Source organism: Micromonospora sp. WMMD734 (assembly GCF_049178975.1).
In the GTDB taxonomy this organism is placed as follows: domain Bacteria; phylum Actinomycetota; class Actinomycetes; order Mycobacteriales; family Micromonosporaceae; genus Micromonospora; species Micromonospora wenchangensis.
In genome coordinates, this window is the sequence record NZ_JBMHMK010000001.1 from 4,119,508 (window position 1) to 4,136,848 (window position 17,341).

Annotated in this window: 18 protein-coding genes and 1 pseudogene; 7 read left to right on the forward strand and 12 right to left on the reverse strand. The window is 72.8% G+C overall.

Annotation, left to right across the window (positions count from 1 at the left end):
• Position 1: 1 nt before the first annotated feature.
• Together ACN267_RS17450 and ACN267_RS17455 are read right to left on the reverse strand one after the other, a co-directional pair.
• Positions 2 to 193 (reverse strand): DUF397 domain-containing protein, encoded by a 192-nt coding sequence (locus ACN267_RS17450; RefSeq protein WP_421489142.1) that lies wholly within the window; start codon positions 191 to 193, stop codon positions 2 to 4.
• Positions 186 to 1,052: a helix-turn-helix domain-containing protein gene (locus ACN267_RS17455; protein ID WP_421489143.1), complete on the reverse strand. Its 867-nt coding sequence runs from the start codon at positions 1,050 to 1,052 to the stop codon at positions 186 to 188. The genes ACN267_RS17450 and ACN267_RS17455 overlap by 8 nt, the downstream gene beginning before the upstream one ends.
• Positions 1,053 to 1,368: 316 nt before the next feature.
• Between ACN267_RS17455 and ACN267_RS17460 the strand changes: the two genes are divergently transcribed.
• On the forward strand, positions 1,369 to 1,629 hold the full coding sequence (locus tag ACN267_RS17460; protein ID WP_421489144.1) for a hypothetical protein: 261 nt from the start codon (positions 1,369 to 1,371) through the stop codon (positions 1,627 to 1,629).
• On the forward strand, positions 1,626 to 1,898 hold the full coding sequence (locus ACN267_RS17465) for a hypothetical protein (RefSeq protein ID WP_204956822.1): 273 nt from the start codon (positions 1,626 to 1,628) through the stop codon (positions 1,896 to 1,898). The genes ACN267_RS17460 and ACN267_RS17465 overlap by 4 nt, the downstream gene beginning before the upstream one ends.
• Before the next feature lie 56 nt (positions 1,899 to 1,954).
• On the opposite strand, the gene ACN267_RS17470 is transcribed toward ACN267_RS17465, so the two are convergent.
• Complete coding sequence (locus ACN267_RS17470; RefSeq protein ID WP_421489145.1) at positions 1,955 to 3,049, reverse strand: D-alanine--D-alanine ligase family protein; 1,095 nt, start codon at positions 3,047 to 3,049, stop codon at positions 1,955 to 1,957.
• A 150-nt stretch (positions 3,050 to 3,199) separates the two neighbouring features.
• The gene (locus tag ACN267_RS17475; protein WP_204957300.1) at positions 3,200 to 3,430 is read right to left on the reverse strand and encodes a hypothetical protein; all 231 of its coding nucleotides are present in this window, start codon (positions 3,428 to 3,430) and stop codon (positions 3,200 to 3,202) included.
• Positions 3,431 to 3,682: 252 nt separating this feature from the next.
• Here ACN267_RS17475 and ACN267_RS17480 point away from each other — a divergent pair, with 252 nt between their 5' ends.
• Together ACN267_RS17480 and ACN267_RS17485 are read left to right on the forward strand one after the other, a co-directional pair.
• Entirely contained in the window at positions 3,683 to 4,528 is an 846-nt protein-coding gene (locus ACN267_RS17480; protein WP_204956820.1) for a helix-turn-helix domain-containing protein, read from the forward strand.
• Positions 4,529 to 4,535: 7 nt separating this feature from the next.
• Entirely contained in the window at positions 4,536 to 4,736 is a 201-nt protein-coding gene (locus tag ACN267_RS17485) for a DUF397 domain-containing protein (RefSeq protein WP_421489146.1), read from the forward strand.
• A gap of 86 nt (positions 4,737 to 4,822) precedes the next feature.
• On the opposite strand, the gene ACN267_RS17490 is transcribed toward ACN267_RS17485, so the two are convergent.
• The 5 genes from ACN267_RS17490 to ACN267_RS17510 all read right to left on the reverse strand — a co-directional run bounded on the left by ACN267_RS17490 (position 4,823) and on the right by ACN267_RS17510 (position 9,924).
• Positions 4,823 to 5,863, reverse strand: coding sequence for an ROK family protein (locus ACN267_RS17490; RefSeq protein WP_281899897.1), 1,041 nt, complete (start codon positions 5,861 to 5,863; stop codon positions 4,823 to 4,825).
• A 187-nt stretch (positions 5,864 to 6,050) separates the two neighbouring features.
• Entirely contained in the window at positions 6,051 to 6,842 is a 792-nt protein-coding gene (locus tag ACN267_RS17495) for a putative protein N(5)-glutamine methyltransferase (protein ID WP_204956818.1), read from the reverse strand.
• 157 nt (positions 6,843 to 6,999) lie between these two features.
• Positions 7,000 to 8,154 carry a cystathionine gamma-lyase gene (locus ACN267_RS17500; RefSeq protein ID WP_204956817.1) on the reverse strand — a complete coding sequence of 385 codons (1,155 nt, stop codon included), beginning with the start codon at positions 8,152 to 8,154 and terminating at the stop codon, positions 7,000 to 7,002.
• Complete coding sequence (locus ACN267_RS17505; RefSeq protein ID WP_145918311.1) at positions 8,151 to 9,158, reverse strand: NAD(P)H-dependent glycerol-3-phosphate dehydrogenase; 1,008 nt, start codon at positions 9,156 to 9,158, stop codon at positions 8,151 to 8,153. The genes ACN267_RS17500 and ACN267_RS17505 overlap by 4 nt, the downstream gene beginning before the upstream one ends.
• 40 nt (positions 9,159 to 9,198) lie before the next feature.
• Positions 9,199 to 9,924: a lysophospholipid acyltransferase family protein gene (locus ACN267_RS17510; RefSeq protein ID WP_204956816.1), complete on the reverse strand. Its 726-nt coding sequence runs from the start codon at positions 9,922 to 9,924 to the stop codon at positions 9,199 to 9,201.
• 128 nt (positions 9,925 to 10,052) lie between these two features.
• On the opposite strand from ACN267_RS17510, the pseudogene cofC reads away from it, so the two are divergent.
• The 3 genes and pseudogenes from cofC to ACN267_RS17525 all read left to right on the forward strand — a co-directional run.
• A pseudogene (gene cofC / locus ACN267_RS17515) lies at positions 10,053 to 10,706 on the forward strand (2-phospho-L-lactate guanylyltransferase); the annotation flags it as partial.
• Positions 10,707 to 11,165: 459 nt separating this feature from the next.
• Positions 11,166 to 13,325 carry an RNA degradosome polyphosphate kinase gene (locus tag ACN267_RS17520; RefSeq protein WP_239484816.1) on the forward strand — a complete coding sequence of 720 codons (2,160 nt, stop codon included), beginning with the start codon at positions 11,166 to 11,168 and terminating at the stop codon, positions 13,323 to 13,325.
• Between the two features lie 61 nt (positions 13,326 to 13,386).
• Positions 13,387 to 14,271, forward strand: a complete 885-nt coding sequence (locus ACN267_RS17525; RefSeq protein WP_204956813.1) for an NUDIX hydrolase — start codon at positions 13,387 to 13,389, stop codon at positions 14,269 to 14,271.
• Between the two features lie 82 nt (positions 14,272 to 14,353).
• Here ACN267_RS17525 and ACN267_RS17530 read toward each other — a convergent pair whose 3' ends face one another.
• The 3 genes from ACN267_RS17530 to leuC form a co-directional block, all read right to left on the reverse strand.
• Positions 14,354 to 15,085, reverse strand: coding sequence for an HU family DNA-binding protein (locus tag ACN267_RS17530; protein ID WP_281903191.1), 732 nt, complete (start codon positions 15,083 to 15,085; stop codon positions 14,354 to 14,356).
• Positions 15,086 to 15,257: 172 nt separating this feature from the next.
• Complete coding sequence (gene leuD / locus ACN267_RS17535) at positions 15,258 to 15,845, reverse strand: 3-isopropylmalate dehydratase small subunit (protein ID WP_204956812.1); 588 nt, start codon at positions 15,843 to 15,845, stop codon at positions 15,258 to 15,260.
• 15 nt (positions 15,846 to 15,860) lie between these two features.
• The gene (leuC, locus tag ACN267_RS17540; protein WP_204956811.1) at positions 15,861 to 17,303 is read right to left on the reverse strand and encodes a 3-isopropylmalate dehydratase large subunit; all 1,443 of its coding nucleotides are present in this window, start codon (positions 17,301 to 17,303) and stop codon (positions 15,861 to 15,863) included.
• Positions 17,304 to 17,341: the final 38 nt, after the last annotated feature.

Sequence of the window (17,341 nt, forward strand, 5' to 3'; positions counted from 1 at the left end):
CTCAGTCGGCCTGACGGACGACAGAGAGGAAATTCCGCCAGGAGGACACGGAAAAGACCAGCACCGGCCCAGCGACGTCCTTGCTGTCCCGCACTCCCACCACAGCGGACAGGTTGTCCGCGACCTCGACGCAGTTGCCCTGGTCGCTACTACGGCTGCTCTTACGCCAGATCAGCCTGTTGAGTTCAGCCATGGCACTCCTCCTTGATCTTCTGCATCAGCCTGCACGACTCCTCCGCGCTCAGTGCCTGAAGATTGAGCGTGTTCCACACCTGGGCGTAAGCCTTGACCTCGTCGAGGCGATCGAGATAGAGCGCTCCGGAGAGCCCTTCGCTGTAGACCGTCGTCGGCTCGGCAGACCGGGCTCCCTTGGTGGGAAAATCCAGGATGACGAAGCTCCCTGCGATCGCTGCGCGACTCAGCCCCGAGGCGACCGGAATGATCCTGACAGTGATGTTCTCAGCCCGGCCAGCTTCGATCAGCCTGTCTATCTGCCCAGCCATACTAGGCACCCGCTTACGTAGTGCTGATTCCTCGATGATCGCCTCGAACTCGGGTGCCGCGGGCCGCTTCCTGGTGAGGAGGCGTTGACGTTCCTGTCGGAGTTCGACGAGTTTCACCACGTCCTCGTCTGCGATACCAGGTCTGGTGCGGGCCACCTCGGCGACGTACTCCGGGATCTGGAGCAGGCCCGGGACCAGGGCGTGTTCGTAGGTGCGGATGCGACTGGCCGCCACCTCCAGGCCGACGTACAACTGGAACCAGCGCGGGATGACCGCGCCATAGGCGTGGTACCAGCCCTTGCTCTTCGACTCCTTGGCCAGGCTGACCAGGACCTCGGTCAGCTCGGACGGGGTGCCGTAGAGGCGGCACATCTGGTCGACGTCGAGTGCGCGCAGCGGTGTCTGCCCGGCCTCTATCCGGTACATCTTGGCACGTGACCACTCCAGGTCGGACGCGGCGGCCTCCAGGCCGAAGCCGGCGACTTCCCGGGCCTGTCTGAGCAGCCGGCCGAGTTCTCGTCTCGGCACGGTCGAGCCGATCTCCGTCACGGACACCATCCTTCCTGTCTCACCACGACACGTCACCAGACGTGCCGTGCGACGGTTTTCGCTTCGCCACCCGCAAGGCGCACCGTTCCGGCGAATGTCTCATCGGGAGCATTGCACGGATCAGCTCTGATCTCGGATCGTGGCTGGCAGAGCGGCCTGTCGACGATCAATGGAGGTGGCCACGTGGCCCGTCGGAAGTGGTTCCAGCGCAAAGATCATCCGATCGATGTCATCGGCCAGCCGTCCCCTGCGCGACGGACCGATCCGCCCGATGCACCGGCCCGGGTGGACGGACCAGTCGGGCGGGGATCCGGCCGTGTTTGAGGGGCGGCCCGAACCGCCGTTCCGCGTCCTGATGGCCGGCTACGTGGTCGACTTCCACCACCGCGACGCCTGCACCCGATGCCTGCCCGACGGCTCCTGCCGCCGCCTCGCCGCAGCCGCCGAAACCCTCCGCGTCTGGCGCGACCGCCCCGACCGGCAGCCCCGGGAACCCACCACCCACGAACACGGCGCGTCGACCGACCGGCCCGCGCAGACCCACCGACCTGCGCAGACCGACCGGGATACGCCGTGAGACCCGGCGACCTGCTGCTGATCACCCGGGCCGCCAGTGTGCAGTTCATCCGCCCGATCAGGTGCCGGCTGATCCGGATCGACGACCGGCCGACGTACGACGGGTGGGTCTGGCTTGAGGTCTACCAGCTCGACGCCCGGGACCGGGCGGTGACCCGGCGGAGCATCTTCGTGCGGCGCGCCGGGGTGCGGCCGGCGGACCCGGGGCACCCGCCGCCGCAGAGCGCCACCCGGCGGCCTGCCCACGCCACGACGGCCCGCAGGCCCTGACCGTTCGTGGACACCGGGCGAGCGCCGCCGAGGCAGCGGGACGGCCGGCGCGGTGGTCAGTGCCGGTGCAGGGCCGTGCGGATCAGCCGGTTGACCAGCTTGGGGTACTCCAGGCCGCTGGCCGCCCACATCCGGGGGAACATCGACGTCGGGGTGAACCCGGGCATCGTGTTGATCTCGTTGAGGTAGACGTCCAGGTCGGGGGTGACGAAGAAGTCGACCCGGGCCAGGCCGGCGCAGTCCAGTGCGGTGAAGGCGCGGGTGGCGTACTCCTGGACCTGGCGGGTGACCCGGTCGGGCAGGCCGGCGGGGACGTCGTACTCGCAGACCTCGTCGGCGAAGAGGTACTTGGCCTCGAAGTCGTACCATTCGCGGTCGCCGACCATCCGGACCTCGGCCAGCACGGACGCCTCGGGCGCACCGCCGGCCTCGCCCTCCAGCACGCCGCACTCGATCTCCCGGCCGACGACCGCGGCCTCGACCAGCACCTTGGTGTCGATCTCACGGGCGGTGGCGACGGCCGCGTCGAGCTGCGCCCAGTCGTCGACCCGGGTGATGCCGAACGACGAGCCGGCCCGGGACGGCTTGACGAAGACCGGCAGGCCCAGCCGCTGCCTGTCGGCTTCGCTGAGGGTCATTCCGTTGCGCAGCACCGCGTACGGGCCGACCGGGATGCCCTCGACGGCGCAGAGCTTCTTGGTGAACTCCTTGTCCATCGCGGCGGCGGAGGCGAAGACGTTCGCGCCGACGTACGGGATGTCGGCCATCTCCAGCATGCCCTGGATGGTGCCGTCCTCGCCGTACGCGCCGTGCAGCACCGGGAAGACCACGTCGACGTCGGCGAGCGCCCGGGGGCCCTCGGTCGGGTCGAGCACCAGCAGGCCACCGGCGGTCGGGTCGGCGCGGAGCACCACCTCGACGCCGGCCCCGGCGGTGACCTCCGGGAGCTTGCGCGCCCGGATCGCCAGCTCGCCCGGGTCCCCGCTGGTCAGCACCCACTGGCCCTGCCGGGTGATGCCGACCGGCACCACGTCGTACTCGTCCGGGTCGAGCGCGCCGAGCACGCTGCCCGCGCTGACGCAGGAGATGCCGTGCTCGGGGCTGCGTCCGCCGAAGACGATCGCCACGCGGGTCTTGCCTGGGGTGGTCACTCGGGTCACCTCTCGGTACGCGACTGCGGAGCCGTCAGTTGCGCTCACCCGACTGACCTTACTGTGGGTTGCGGGGCGCCGATGGTGATACCCGGCAGGAAGCGAGCGACCCTCGCAAACGGTCATCCGACCCGATACGTTACGTCACGATCAGGGCCGGTGGAGGCGGTTGCCACGCCCCCGTCCGACCGCGATCACCTTCACCCGCTGCCGCCCGGCCCGGACCATGCCGAGGGCCATGAACGCCCCGGCTATCCGGTCGGCGGCCTCCCGGCTGCTGGTGCCGACCACCTGCCGCCGACGCTCGGGCCGGGCCCGCTCGTCGCGGGTGGGTGTCTCCACCGGCCGGACGTCGCTGAGCACCACCAGGAACCGCGTCATCGCCGTCACCAGACCCCTCACTGTTGGAAGTCCTTTCTCGACGCATGCGGCGGCGGCACGTGGCGATCGGGAACGGGGGAGTAAACCCGATCGCCACGCGCCTCATCCCCTCCGGTCACTCACCATCGCCGTCGCCACGACAACCGCTGGTGAGGACTCCGTTACAGAGTGACAGGTGGACAGGCGTGAATGCAACTCTCATCGACCTTCTCTCATGCACGTCTTCCCATAGACCTGTGTCACCATCGACGTATGGCACCGAAGACCGCCCGGGCTCGCCGCCTGGGCATCGCCCTGCGCGCCCACCGGGAAGCGGCCGGCCTCACCCTGGAGGCCGCCGCCGACGAGATCAACAGCACCCGCAGCACGCTCAGCCGCTACGAGAACGCGCAGACGCTGGTCAGCCCGGCCACCGTCCGCGCGCTGCTCAGCCTCTACGGGGTCCGGCCCGACGAGATCGCCGCCGCGGTCCAGCTGGCCAAGGACACCCGCAAGCCCGGCTGGTGGGTGCCCTACTCACACCTGCTCGACAAACGCACCATCGACTTCATCGCGCTGGAGGCCGAGGCCACCGCGATCGCCAACTTCGAACCGTCCATCGTCCCGGGGCTGCTCCAGACCGCCGACTACATCCGGGGCGTGATGCGGGGCGGGCCGCACACCCTCACCGACGAGCAGGTCGAACAGCGGGTCAAACTCCGGCTGGACCGGCAACAGCGGATCACCTCCGCCGAACCGCCGATCTTCGACGCGATCATCGACGAGGGCGCGCTGCTGCGTCCGGTGGGCGACCGGACGGTGATGCACGCACAGCTCAGCCACCTGCTCAAGACCTCGGAGCTGCCGAACGTCACCGTCCAGGTGATCCCGCTCGCCGCCGGCTACCACCGGGGCACCCGGGGCTCGCTGCACATCCTGGAGTTCGCCGACCCGGAGGACCCGCTGATCGCCTCGGTGGAGACGGTCGCCGGCCAGATGGTCCTGGACCGGCCGGGTGACCTGCGTACCTGCACCAAGATCATGGAACACCTGCGGACCGTCGCGCTCAGCCCGGCCGACAGCCGCGACCAACTCGTGCAACTGATGAAGGGACGGTAGGAGACCGATGACACCGACGATCGGCGGGGCCCTGTCCGGGGCCGCCTGGCGCAAGAGCAGCCACAGCGGGGACGAGGGGGCCTGCGTCGAGCTGGCGTCGCTGCCGGGCCGGGTCGCGGTCCGCGACTCCAAGGACCCGGGCGGGCCGGTGCTGCTCTTCCCGCCCGCCGCCTGGTCCACCTTCGCCACCGCCCCACCGCGCCGCTGAACACCCAGGCCCCGCCCCGCACCCTTCATGACAGGGTGCGGGGCGGGGCCGGGCGCGTCGGCGGGTGGGGCCGGCCCTTCGGCGGGTCAGCCGGGCCGGGTCGCGGCGGACCGGACCGCCTCGGCGGCGGCGATGGCCACCCCGCGCGCGCCGGCCATGTCCCGGTCCGGCACCAGCGCGAACGTCGCCAGCGCGGCCTGCTCCTCCCGCAGCACGGTGTGTGCGCGGACGGTGTCGAGGAACCAGTCCCGGAACTCCGGTGCCGCCTCCACCACCCCGCCACCGACGAAGTACGCGTGCGGATCGGTGAAGTTGGCCGCGATGGTGAACAGCCGGCCGAGCGCCGTCGCCTGCTGGGCGAAGACCTCCCGGGCCAGCGCGTCGCCCCGCTCGGCGTACCCACGCAGCAGGGTGGCGGCCCGATCCGGCGGCTCCTGCGCCAGCGGATGCCCCGGATACCGCGACAGCCAGTACGGCAGCAGGTTGCGCCGGATCGCGGTCAGCGAGGCGACGCTCTCCGCGTCCCCGGCGAACCCACAGGCGCAGCGCGGTTCGGGCTGGCCGGGGGCGAGCAGTCCGGCCAGCGGGATGTGCACGTGACCGAACTCGCCGGCCATGCCGGCGGCCCCGGTGACCACCCGCCCGTCGACCACCACCGCGCCGCCGAGGCCGGTGCCGACGATCGCCGCCACCGACGACCGGGCCGCCGCGTCGGCTCCGAAATGGACGTGGTGGGCGTAGAGCGCGGCGGCGTTGCCGTCGTTGTGATAGATCACCGGCAGTCCGAGCCGCCGCTCCAGCGCGCCGCGCACGTCGAAGCCGTGCCAGGCGGGCTGGGCGAAGTTCGTCGAGCCCCGCGACGAGATGACGCCTGTCGCGCTGGCCGGGCCGGGAGTGTCCAGCCCCACCGCCCGGACCTGGCCGGGGGAGACACCTGCGTGCGCCAGCACCCCGTCGAACGCGTCGGCCAGCGCCTCGATGGCCGCCTGCGGGCCGGCGGTCACCCTGCTGGGGGTCTCCACCAAGCCGTCGACCAGGAACCGGCCGTCCAGGCGGAGCACCGTGGCGTTGTTGCTGGTGCCACCGTTGTCGAGGCCGACCACCACCGGCACGTCCACGCTGACCATCCGCCACCTCCGACCGGGCCTGATGCGAGGTTAGTTCCCGTTCCCGGCGCCCGTCACGCCCCACGTGCGGCCAGCCCACCGACCGACCGCCCACGCCGGGGCGACCGGCCCCGCGCGTATGGCACGGGACCGGCGCGGACGGCGGCGTCGACCGGCGCGGACGGCACGCGGCCGGCCGGCGCGGCGCTCACTCCGGGCGGCGGGCCAGGACGCCTGTCGCGTCCCACCGGTCGGCGTGCAGGACCGTCGGCAGCAGCCCCAGGTCGGTCATCGCGGCACTGAGCGCCCCGGCCTGCCCGGCGCTGACCTCCACCACCAGGTGACCGCCGGGCCGCAGCCAGTCGACCGCACCGGCGGCGACCCGGCGCAGCACGGCCAGCCCGTCGACGCCGCCGTCCAACGCCACCGTCGCCTCGTGCAGCCGGGCCTCCGCCGGCATCAGCGCCACCGCCGGGGTCGGCACGTACGGGGCGTTGGCGACCACCACGTCCAGCCGGCCCCGCCAGTGCGCCGGCAGCGGGTCGTACAGGTCGCCCTGCACGACGGTGACGTCCCGGCCGGCCAGGTTGCGGCGGGCGCAGGCGACGGCGGCCGGGTCGACGTCGACGGCGGCGAGCCAGCGCGGGGCGAGCCGGTCGACCAGCGCGACGCTGATCGCCCCCGACCCGCAGCAGAGGTCGACCAGCGCCGGGTCCGGCCCGGCGACCGACGCGGCGGTCTCCACCAGCAGCGCGGTCCGGGCCCGGGGGACGAACACCCCCGGGTCGACGGCGACCCGCCGGCCGCAGAACTCGGCCCAGCCGAGCAGGTGTTCCAACGGTTCACCGGCGATCCGCCGGTCGGTGAGGGCGGCGAGCGCCTGCGGCGAGTCGGCGGCGGCGGTGAGCAGCGCGGCCTCGTCCTCGGCGTAGACGCAGCCGGCGGCGCGCAGCCGGGCGACGAGAGCGGCGGGGTCGTGGGGGAACGGATCGGATGCCATGGTGATGCCTTTCGGGAGCGCACGTCGGCGCTCCCACCGTCGCTAGCGCGGCGACGGGGATCCGTTGCCGCGGCGACGGGACTCGACGGGGAGCGCCGGTCCTGACGTCTGATGGATCGGACTCACCTCCTCCGGTCGGGGCCCGTGCGGGCCGGGATCACGATAGCGGACCGGCCGCCCCCGCGTCGTCCAGTGCGGCGGTCACGTCGGCGACCAGGTCGGCGGTGTCCTCCACCCCGCAGGAGAGCCGGACGAACCCGGGGGCGGTGTCGTCGCCCCACTGCGCCCGCCGGTCGGCGCTGGTGTGCAGGCCACCGAACGAGGTCGCGGCGGCGACCAGCCGGGACGCGGCGACGAACCGGGCCACCCGGTCGGCGTCACCGAGGTCGAACGAGAGCACCCCCGGCATCCGGCGCAGCTGCCGCGACGCCACCGGGTACGCCGGATCCTCCGGGCGGCCCGGCCAGCGCAGCCCGGTCACGTCGGGCCGGGCGGCGAGCAGTTCGACCAGGGCCGCCGCGTTGGCGGACTGCCGGGCCAGCCGCAGGTCCAGGGTGGCCAGCGAGCGGTGGGCCAGCCAGGCGTCGAACGCCCCGGGCACCGCGCCGGTGGTGGTGCGCCACCCGGTCACCGTCTCCAGCAGCTCGGTCGACCGGGCGGCCACGTAGCCGAGCAGCAGATCGGAGTGGCCGGTCAACGCCTTGGTGCCGGAGGCGACCACCAGGTCCGCGCCGAGATCCAACGGGCGCTGCCCGAGCGGGGTGGCGGTGGTGTTGTCCACCGCCACCAACGCGCCTGCCGCGTGCGCCACGTCGGCCACCGCGGCGATGTCGGCCACGTCCAGGCCCGGGTTCGCCGGGGTCTCCAGCAGCACCAGCCGTACGTCGTCGAACGACGGGTACGGCCCGGCGGTGGGCACGAACCCGACCCGTACCCCCAGGGCGGCGAGGGTGGCGGTGGCGAACGCCCGGACCGGGAAGTACCCGTCGGCGGGCAGCAACACGGTGTCACCGGGGCGCAGCACGGCCAGCAGCAGCCCGGTGATGGCGGCCTGACCGGAGGCGAAGACCCGGCAGTCGCCGCCCTCCAACTCGCCGATGGCCGCCTCCAGCAGCCGTCGGGTCGGATTGTCCGGGCGGCCGTAGCCGTTCGGTGTCGCGGCCGGCCCCTGCCACGGGTCAAGGTGGTAGGGCGCGGCGAAGACCGGGCCGGGCAGGAACGGCTGCCCCGGCTCCGGCTCGGGCAGCCCGGCGTGCACGCACCGGGTGCCGTCGTGCCAGGGCGTCGCCGGGTCGACGGGTCCGCCGCTCACTCGTACGACTCCGGCTTGGCGGTCCGGCTCATCAGGGCGTCCACCGCGAGTCTCGGGTCCATCCCCTCGTGGCAGATCCGCTCGATCTGTTCGGTGATCGGCATCTCCACCCCGTGCGCGCGGGCCAGGTCCCGGATGGCCAGGCAGCTCTTCACGCCCTCGGCGGTCTGCCGGGTGGCCGCCTGCGCCTGCTCCAGCGTCTCCCCCCGGCCCAGGTGCTCGCCGAAGGTGCGGTTACGGGCCAGCGGCGACGAGCAGGAGGCCACCAGGTCACCCATCCCGGCCAGGCCGGCGAAGGTGATCGGGTCGGCGCCCAGCGCCACCCCGAGCCGGGCGGTCTCGGCCAGCCCCCGGGTCATCAGCATGGCCCGGGTGTTGTCGCCGAAGCCCATCGCGGTGGCGATCCCGTACGACAGGGCGATCACGTTCTTGACCGCTCCGCCCAGCTCGCAGCCGATCACGTCGTCGTTGGTGTACGGCCGGAAGTACGGGGTGCGGATCGACTGCTGCACCAGTTCGGCGCGGCGGGCGTCGGTGCCGGCGACCACCGTCGCGGCCGGCTGTTCGACGGCGATCTCGGGGGCCAGGTTGGGGCCGGAGACCACCACCACCCGGTCCGGGGTGACCCGGGCCGTCTCCACGATCACCTCGCTCATCCGCCTGGTGGTGCCCAGCTCGATCCCCTTCATCAGGGAGACGAGGGTGGCGTCCGGGGCGAGGTGGCCGGCCCACTCGGCGAGGTTGCCGCGCAGCGTCTGTGACGGCACCGACAGCACCACCAGTTCCGCGCCGGAGATCGCCTTGGCCGCGTCGCCGGTCGCGGTGACCCGGTCGGGCAGCCGCAGCTCCGGCAGGTAGTCGGGGTTACGCCGGTGGACGCGGATCGCCTCGGCGACCTGTTCGCGCCGGGCGAGGATGGTCACCTCCCGACCGGCGTCGGCGAGGATCTTGGCGAACGCCGTCCCCCACGAACCGGCCCCCAGCACCGCCACGTGCCCGCTCACGCCACCCCTGCCCCTGCGTCGCGCCGGTCGATCCACTCGCTCATTCGGTCCCCTCGGGAGTACGCGTACGGACGGGACGTTCCCACAGCGGCGGTGGTGTGCCGCCCCGGACCCCGGCGAGCAGGTCCCGCAGGGTCAGCATGATCTGGTCGGTCATCTCCTCCAGCACCATCCGGCTCGGGGTGGCCCCCGCCCACCGGTCCAGGTCGACAGGCGGACCGGCCACCACCGTCACCGGGGTCCGGGGACGCAGCCCCACCCGGCTGGTACGCGGGTCGAAGAGACGTTCCGGACCCCACATCACCACCGGGACCACCGGCGCGCCGGTGGCCAGGGCCAGCCGGGCCGCCCCGGTCTTGCCCTTCATCGGCCACAGCTGCGGCTCCCGGGTGATGGTGCCCTCCGGATAGATCACCACCGCGCCTCCGGCGTCCAGCGCGGCGACCAGCCGGTCCAGCGACTTGACCGCGGTGGCGGTCTCCCGTTCCACCGGGATCTGCCGGCAACGGTGCAGGATGTAGCCGACCAGAGGCACCCGGAACACGCTGGCCTTGCCGAGGAACTGCGGCCACCGGCCGGCGTCGTAGATGAAGTGGGCGCAGACCAGCGGGTCGGCGTGCGAGATGTGGTTGGGCACGATGATGACGCCCCCGGGGCGGCGCAGCTGCTCGACACCGTGCCAGGTGCGCCGGGTCCAGGCCAGCATCACGGGCTTGACCAGCGCCACGGCGAACCGTCGCCAGAAACCCAGCCTGCGCCGCGCCACCGTGCCTCCTCGTCACCCCACCCGCGTGCCGCACCCCCACCGTTGCGTGCCCGCAGCGGAAATCATGCCTGCTCGTCCCGGGTACGGCCAGTGCGGGTACCGCCGCCGCCGCTGGCAGGATTGTCGACGTGGGCCAGGCGAGGTGGGTGGCGGTGGTGCCGGTGAAGCGGCTCCGCGCGGCGAAGAGCCGGTTGCGGGGGGCGCTGCCGGCCGTACCGCACGAGGAGCTGGCGCTGGCGCTGGTGGCCGACACGATCGGCGCGGCGCTGGCCTGCCCGGCGGTGGCCGAGGTGCTGGTGGTCACCGCCGACCCGCAGGTGGCGGCGACGGTCGGCGCGGCGGGCGCGCGGGTGGTGCCGGACCATCCGGACGCCGGGTTGAACGCCGCCCTGCGGCACGGCGTGCAGGCGGCGGCCGACGACGGCCGGAGCTGGCTGGCCGCCCTCACCGCCGACCTGCCGGCGCTACGCCCGGCCGAACTGGCCGCCGCGCTGCACGCGGCCGGCACCGGCCCGACGGGGGTACGCCGGTTCGTGGCCGACGCCCCCGGCACCGGCACCGTGCTGCTCACCACACCCCCGGGGGTGCCGCTTGCGCCCCGGTTCGGGGCCGGCTCGGCGGCGGCGCACCTGGCCTCCGGGGCGGTCCCGCTGCCCGGTGTCTGGCCGAGCCTGCGCCGCGACGTGGACACCGCCGCCGACCTGGCCGACGCGGCCCGGCTCGGTCTCGGCCCGGCGACCGCCGCGCTGACCGGCGTCGTCCCGGCGGCCCCCGGCCGCACCGGCCGGGGGCCGCGTACCGACGGTCAGGTGTACGGTGCTGGCATGCAGGGCACCGTGGCGACCTTCGACGCGCAGAGCCGCACCGGCGTGCTGCTCCTCGACGACGGCACCGAACTGCCCTTCCCGGCCGGTGCCTTCGACGCCTCCGGGCTGCGGCTGCTGCGCCTCGGCCAACGGTTGACGGTGCACACCGATCCGGACGGCGCGGTCGTCCGGGTGACGTTGCCGACGATGGTCTGAACAACCAGGCCCAAGTTCATTTTGCGTTAACCGTAATCGGGTGATTATGAGCGGGTGAGCACCCCTCGCGAGCACCCCACCAGCCCGTCCACCGCCGCCGACCCCGCCCGCAACGGCACCCGCCGTCGCACCGGTTCCCGGACCCGCCGCGCCCCGGAGGAGGTCTCCGCCACCGCCCCCGACTCCCCCGGTGCCAGCGCCGCCGGGGCCTCCGCCGGGCTGGACGAGGTGCTCGACGCCGACGACCGCCCGGCCACCGCCGAGAGGCCGGCCGGCGGCGAGGAGACAGCGACCGACGGGCCGCCCGCCGTCACACCGCTACCGGCGGACCGGTTCCTCAACCGGGAGCTGTCCTGGCTCGACTTCAACGGCCGGGTGCTGGCCCTGGCGGAGGACCCGCGCACGCCGCTGCTGGAACGGGCCAAGTTCCTGGCCATCTTCGCCAGCAACCTCGACGAGTTCTACATGGTGCGGGTGGCCGGGCTCAAACGGCGGCTCTCCGCCGGCCTGCCGGTACGCGGCGGGGACCGGCTGCCGCTGCGCACCCAGCTGGAGCGGATCACCGAGTGCGCCGCCGGGCTGGTCGCCCGGCAGGCCGCCTGCTTCGTCGACGACCTGCTGCCGCAGCTCGCCCGGGAGGACATCCGCATCATCCGCTGGGCCGAGCTGGACGACCCGGAGCGGGAGCGGCTGCGCACCTACTTCCGGGAACACATCTTCCCGGTGCTCACCCCGCTCGCGGTGGACCCGGCGCACCCGTTCCCGTACATCTCCGGCCGGTCGCTGAACCTGGCCGTGGCGGTGCGGGACCCCGACGGCGGGTCGGAGCTGTTCGCCCGGGTCAAGGTCCCCAACAACGTGCCGCGCTTCGTCCGGGTCGGCCGGGACCAACCGGGGCTGCGGATGCTGCCCGTCGAGGACCTCATCTCGGTGCACCTGGGGCAGCTCTTCTCCGGCATGCAGGTGGTCGAGTGCCACCTGTTCCGGGTCACCCGCAACGCCGAGGTGGAGGTCGACGAGGACCGCGACGAGGACCTGCTCCAGGCCCTGGAGCGGGAGCTGGCCCGGCGGCGCTTCGGCCCCCCGGTCCGGCTGGAGGTGGCCGCCTCCATCTCCGACCACATGCTGGAGCTGCTCGTCCGTGAGCTGGACATGGACGACCACGACGTGCTGCGGGTCCCCGGCCTGCTGGACCTGTCGGCGCTGTGGCAGCTCTACGGCGAGGCGGACCGCCCCGACCTCAAGGACAAGCCGTTCGTGCCGGCCACCCACCCCCGGCTGACCGAGGGCGAGGTGCCGCGCAGCGTCTTCGCCACCCTGCGCGACGGCGACGTGCTGGTGCACCACCCGTACCACTCGTTCGCGACAAGCGTGCAACGGTTCGTCGAGCAGGCCGCCGCCGATCCGAACGTGCTGGCCATCAAGCAGACCCTCTACCGCACCAGCGGGGACTCCCCGATCGTCGACGCGCTGGTCGACGCCGCCGCCGCCGGCAAGCAGGTGGTGGTGCTGGTGGAGCTCAAGGCCCGCTTCGACGAGGTGGCCAACATCGGCTGGGCGCGCACCCTGGAACGGGCCGGCTGCCACGTCGTCTACGGCCTGGTCGGGCTCAAGACACACTGCAAGACCGCCCTGGTGGTACGCCAGGAGGGCAACCAGATCCGCCGGTACTGCCACATCGGCACCGGCAACTACCACCCCAAGACCGCCCGGCTGTACGAGGACTTCGGCGTGCTCACCGCCGACCCGGAGATCGGCGCCGACCTGACCGACCTGTTCAACGTGCTCACCGGCTACAGCCGGCAGACCGCGTACCGGCGGCTGCTGGTGGCCCCGCAGGGCATCCGCAGCGGGCTGGTGGAGCGGATCGAGCGGGAGATCGCCCACGTCCGGCTGGGCATGCCGGGGCTGGTGCAGTTCAAGGTGAACTCGCTGGTCGACGAGGAGATCACCGACGCGCTCTACCGGGCGTCGCAGGCCGGCGTCCACGTGGACCTGCTGATCCGGGGCATGTGCACGCTGCGGCCCGGGGTGCCGGGGCTGTCGGAGAACATCCGGGTCCGCTCGATCCTCGGCCGGTTCCTGGAACACTCGCGGATCTTCCGGTTCGGCAACAACGGCGACGCCGAGTTCTGGATGGGGTCGGCCGACCTGATGCACCGCAACCTCGACCGCCGGGTGGAGGCGCTGGTGCAGGTCAGCGACCCGGTCGCCCGCGCCGAGCTGGACCAGGTGATGACCACGGCGATGAGCCCGGACGTGGACGCGTTCGAGCTCGCCGCCGACGGCAGCTGGACCCGGCGGACCGGCACCGCCGAAGAGCCGCTGCACGACCTGCAGGAGCTGCTGCTGCGCCGGGTGGGCAGTTCCGCCGGCTGATCCGCCAGGTGGTCGCGGCGGGCGACAGGTACGCGGTATTCCACGGACGTAGGGTGATCGGATGGTGGACGAGGAACCGGTCGGCATCCGGGCCGCCGGTGGGGTGGCGTGGCGACCGGCCGACGGTGGCGGGGTCGAGGTCTGCCTGGTGCACCGGCCCCGCTACGGCGACTGGTCGCTGCCCAAGGGCAAGCTGGAACGGGGCGAGCATCCGCTGCTGGCCGCCGTCCGTGAGGTGGCCGAGGAGTCCGACGTCCGCGCGGTGCCACAGGTCCGGCTGCCCACCGTGCGGTACCGCAGCGAGGGCCGGCCGAAGGCGGTCGACTACTGGTCGATGCGGGCCGTGGGCACCGGCGGATTCCAGCCGGGCACCGAGGTCGACGACGTGTGCTGGCTCGACGTCGACGCGGCGGTCGACCGGGTGAGCTACCCGCACGACGCGCAGGTGCTGGCCGCGTTCGCCGCCCTGCCGGCGGTCACCGGCACGGTGGCGCTGGTGCGGCACGCGCATGCCGGCAGGCGGGCCACCTGGTCGGGGCCGGACACCGGCCGCCCGTTGGACGCCGAGGGGGTCGCCCAGGCGCGGGCGCTGGCCCCGCTGGTCGCCCTGGTCCGGCCGGTACGGCTGCTGTCGGCCTCGCCCCGACGCTGCGTGCAGACGCTGGATCCGGCAGCCGCCCTGCTGGACCTGCCGATCGAGGTGTGCGGCGACTTCGACGAGCCGCAGCCGGGCCAGCAGGTCGACGAGTGCGCGTTGGCCGCCGCCGGCCGGCTGGTCGAGCTGGCCGCCACCGGGCAGCCGGTCGGGGTGTGCAGCCAGGGCAAGGTGATCCCGGGTGCGTTGGCCCGGCTGGCGGGGCGCGACGACGACTTCGGCACCGCCAAGGGTGGCGGCTGGCTGCTCGCCTTCACCCCCGACGGGCTGCTCGCCGCCGACCGGCTCTGAACACTCGCGAGCCGACCGGGGCTGGACACCGGAAACGGGCGCCCACCATGGCGGTGGGCGCCCGTCGCGTCGTACCGGGAAATCAGCGCTTGGCGGCGGTCCGCTTCGCCGGCGCCTTCTTCGCGGTGGTGGCCTTGGCGGTGGTGGCCTTGGCGGTGGTGCTCTTGGCCGCGGTCGTCTTCTTGGCCGCCGCGCTCCGGGCGGGAGCCGACTTGGTCGCCGTGGCGGTCTTCTTCGCCGGAGCGGCCTTCTTCGTGGCCGCCTTGGTCGCGGTGGCGGCCTTGGTGGCCTTCGCCGCGGTGGTCTTGGCGGCACCGGTGGCCTTGCTGGCCGCGGTCGTCTTCTTGGCCGCGGTGGCCTTGGTCCCGGTCGCCTTGCTGGCCGCGGTCGTCTTCTTGGCCGTGGTCGCCTTGGCCGTGGTCGCCTTCGCGCCCGTGGCCTTGGTGCCGGTCGCCTTGGCGGCGGTGGCCTTCGTGCCGGTGGCCTTGGCGGCCGCCGTGGTGGTGGTCTTCTTCGCCGGAGCGGCGGTCTTCGGCACCTTGCCGGTGGCCACCATCTCCTTGAAACCGGCGCCCGGCTTGAAGGCCGGAACGGATGTCTTCTTGACCTTCACCGCCTCACCGGTACGCGGGTTGCGCGCTGTTCGCGCCGCCCGGACACGCTTTTCGAACGATCCGAAACCGGTGATCGCCACTTTGTCGCCCTTGGTGACCGCCGCCTGGACCTCGGCGAGGACCGCGTCGAGCGCCGCCGTCGCCGACTTGCGGTCCCCCAGGCGAGCGGCGAGTGCCTCGATGAGCTCGGCCTTGTTCACGACTTCCTCCCGATTGTGCAACTGACTCGACGCGAGCCATTCTGCGCGCACCGTATGCCCTGTGCTGCCTGGACACAAACATTCGGTGGAAAAAAGCCCTTGTGTCGTAACGGATTCGCCCCCACCGGATGAACCGGTGGGGGCGAAAACGGTGCCGTGGCCCGGCGTACGGCTAGACCACGGCGGGGGTGAACGACGGTCGGCCGGCCTCGTACGCCTCAATGTCGGCGACGTGCCGCAGGGTGAGTCCAATGTCGTCGAGGCCCTCCATCAGCCGCCAGCGGCTGTGGTCGTCGAGCGGGAACGACCAGGTGGAATCCCCGACCCGGACCTCACGGGTGGTCAGGTCGACCGTCACCGCAGTGGTCGGATCGGCCTCCACGAGGTCCCAGATCTGCTCGACCGCGGCCAGTTCCAATTCGACCGGGAGGAGTCCTTCCTTGAGTGCGTTGCCCCGGAAGATGTCGCCGAACCGGGGCGAGATGACCGCCTGGAAACCCCCGTCGCGCAGCGCCCACACAGCGTGCTCCCGGGACGACCCGGTGCCGAACTCGGGCCCCGCCACGAGGATGGTGGCCCCGGAATACGCCGGGTTGTTGAGCACGAATGCGGGATCGTCGCGCCAGGCCCGGAAGAGCCCGTCGGCGAAGCCGGTACGGGTCACCCGCTTGAGGTACACGGCCGGGATGATCTGATCGGTATCCACATTGGAACGGCGCAGCGGTGCTGCGGTGCCGGTGTGGGTGGTGAACTTGTCCATCTCTCGGCTGCCCTTCTACAGATCGGCCGGGGCGGCGAGCCGGCCGGTCACGGCGGTGGCGGCGGCGACCGGCGGCGACACCAGGTGGGTACGCCCGCCCCGGCCCTGCCGGCCCTCGAAGTTGCGGTTGGAGGTCGAGGCCGAACGCTCGCCCGGCTTCAGGGTGTCCGGGTTCATGCCCAGGCACATCGAGCAGCCGGCGAACCGCCACTCCGCTCCGGCGTCGGCGAAGACCTTGTCCAGGCCCTCCGCCTCGGCGGCCTCCCGCACGGCGGCGGAGCCGGGCACCACCAGCATCCGTACCCCGTCGGCGACCCGGTGGCCGCGCAGCACGTCGGCGGCGGCCCGCAGGTCCTCCAGCCGGCCGTTGGTGCAGGAACCGACGAACACCACGTCGACGGCGAGGTCGCGCAGCGGGGTGCCCGGGGTGAGGTCCATGTACTCCAGGGCCCGGCGCGCGGCGGTCCGCTCGGCGTCGGTGGTGAACTCCTCCGGGTCCGGCACGGCCGCCCCGAGCGGAGCGCCCTGACCGGGGTTGGTGCCCCAGGTGACGAACGGGGTGATCCGGCTCGCGTCCAGGGTCACCTCGGCGTCGAAGGTCGCGTCCTCGTCGGTGGGCAGCGTCCGCCAGTGGGCCAGCGCCGCGTCCCAGTCCGCCCCGGTCGGCGCGTGCGGCCGGCCCTTGAGGTACGCGAAGGTGGTCTCGTCCGGCGCGATCAGGCCCGCCTTGGCGCCCCACTCGATGGACATGTTCGCCACCGTCATCCGGCCCTCCATCGACAGCGCCCGGATCGCCTCGCCCCGGTACTCCACGATGTGGCCGCGTCCGCCGCCCGTGCCCACCTGCGCGATCAGCGCGAGGACCAGGTCCTTGGCGGTGACGCCGGGGGCGAGCTGACCGGTGACGTTGACCGCCATGGTCTTCGGACGGGCCTGCGGCAGGGTCTGGGTGGCCAGGACGTGTTCGACCTCACTGGTGCCGATGCCGAAGGCCAGCGCACCGAACGCGCCGTGGGTGGCGGTGTGCGAGTCGCCACAGACGATCGTCATGCCGGGCTGGGTGACGCCCAGCTGGGGGCCGATCACGTGCACGATGCCCTGGTTCTCGTCGCCCAGGGGGTGCAGCCGCAGGCCGAACTCGGCGCAGTTGCGGCGCAACGTCTCGATCTGGGTACGCGAGGTCGGGTCCGCGATCGTCAGCAGGTCGCCCCGGCGCAGCCGGAACGCGGGATCGTCGTACCCGGTCGGGGTGTTGTGATCCTCGGTCGCGAGCGTGAGATCGGGGCGGCGGACCCGCCGGCCGGCCTGGCGCAGCCCGTCGAACGCCTGCGGGCTGGTCACCTCGTGCAGCAGGTGCAGGTCGATGTAGAGCAGGTCCGGCTCACCCTCGGCGGTCCGTACGACGTGCGCGTCCCAGACCTTCTCGGCCAGGGTCCTCGGTTGAGTGACTCCCACCATCTGGACATCCTAAATTCTGGGAGGTAAATTTCGGCTTG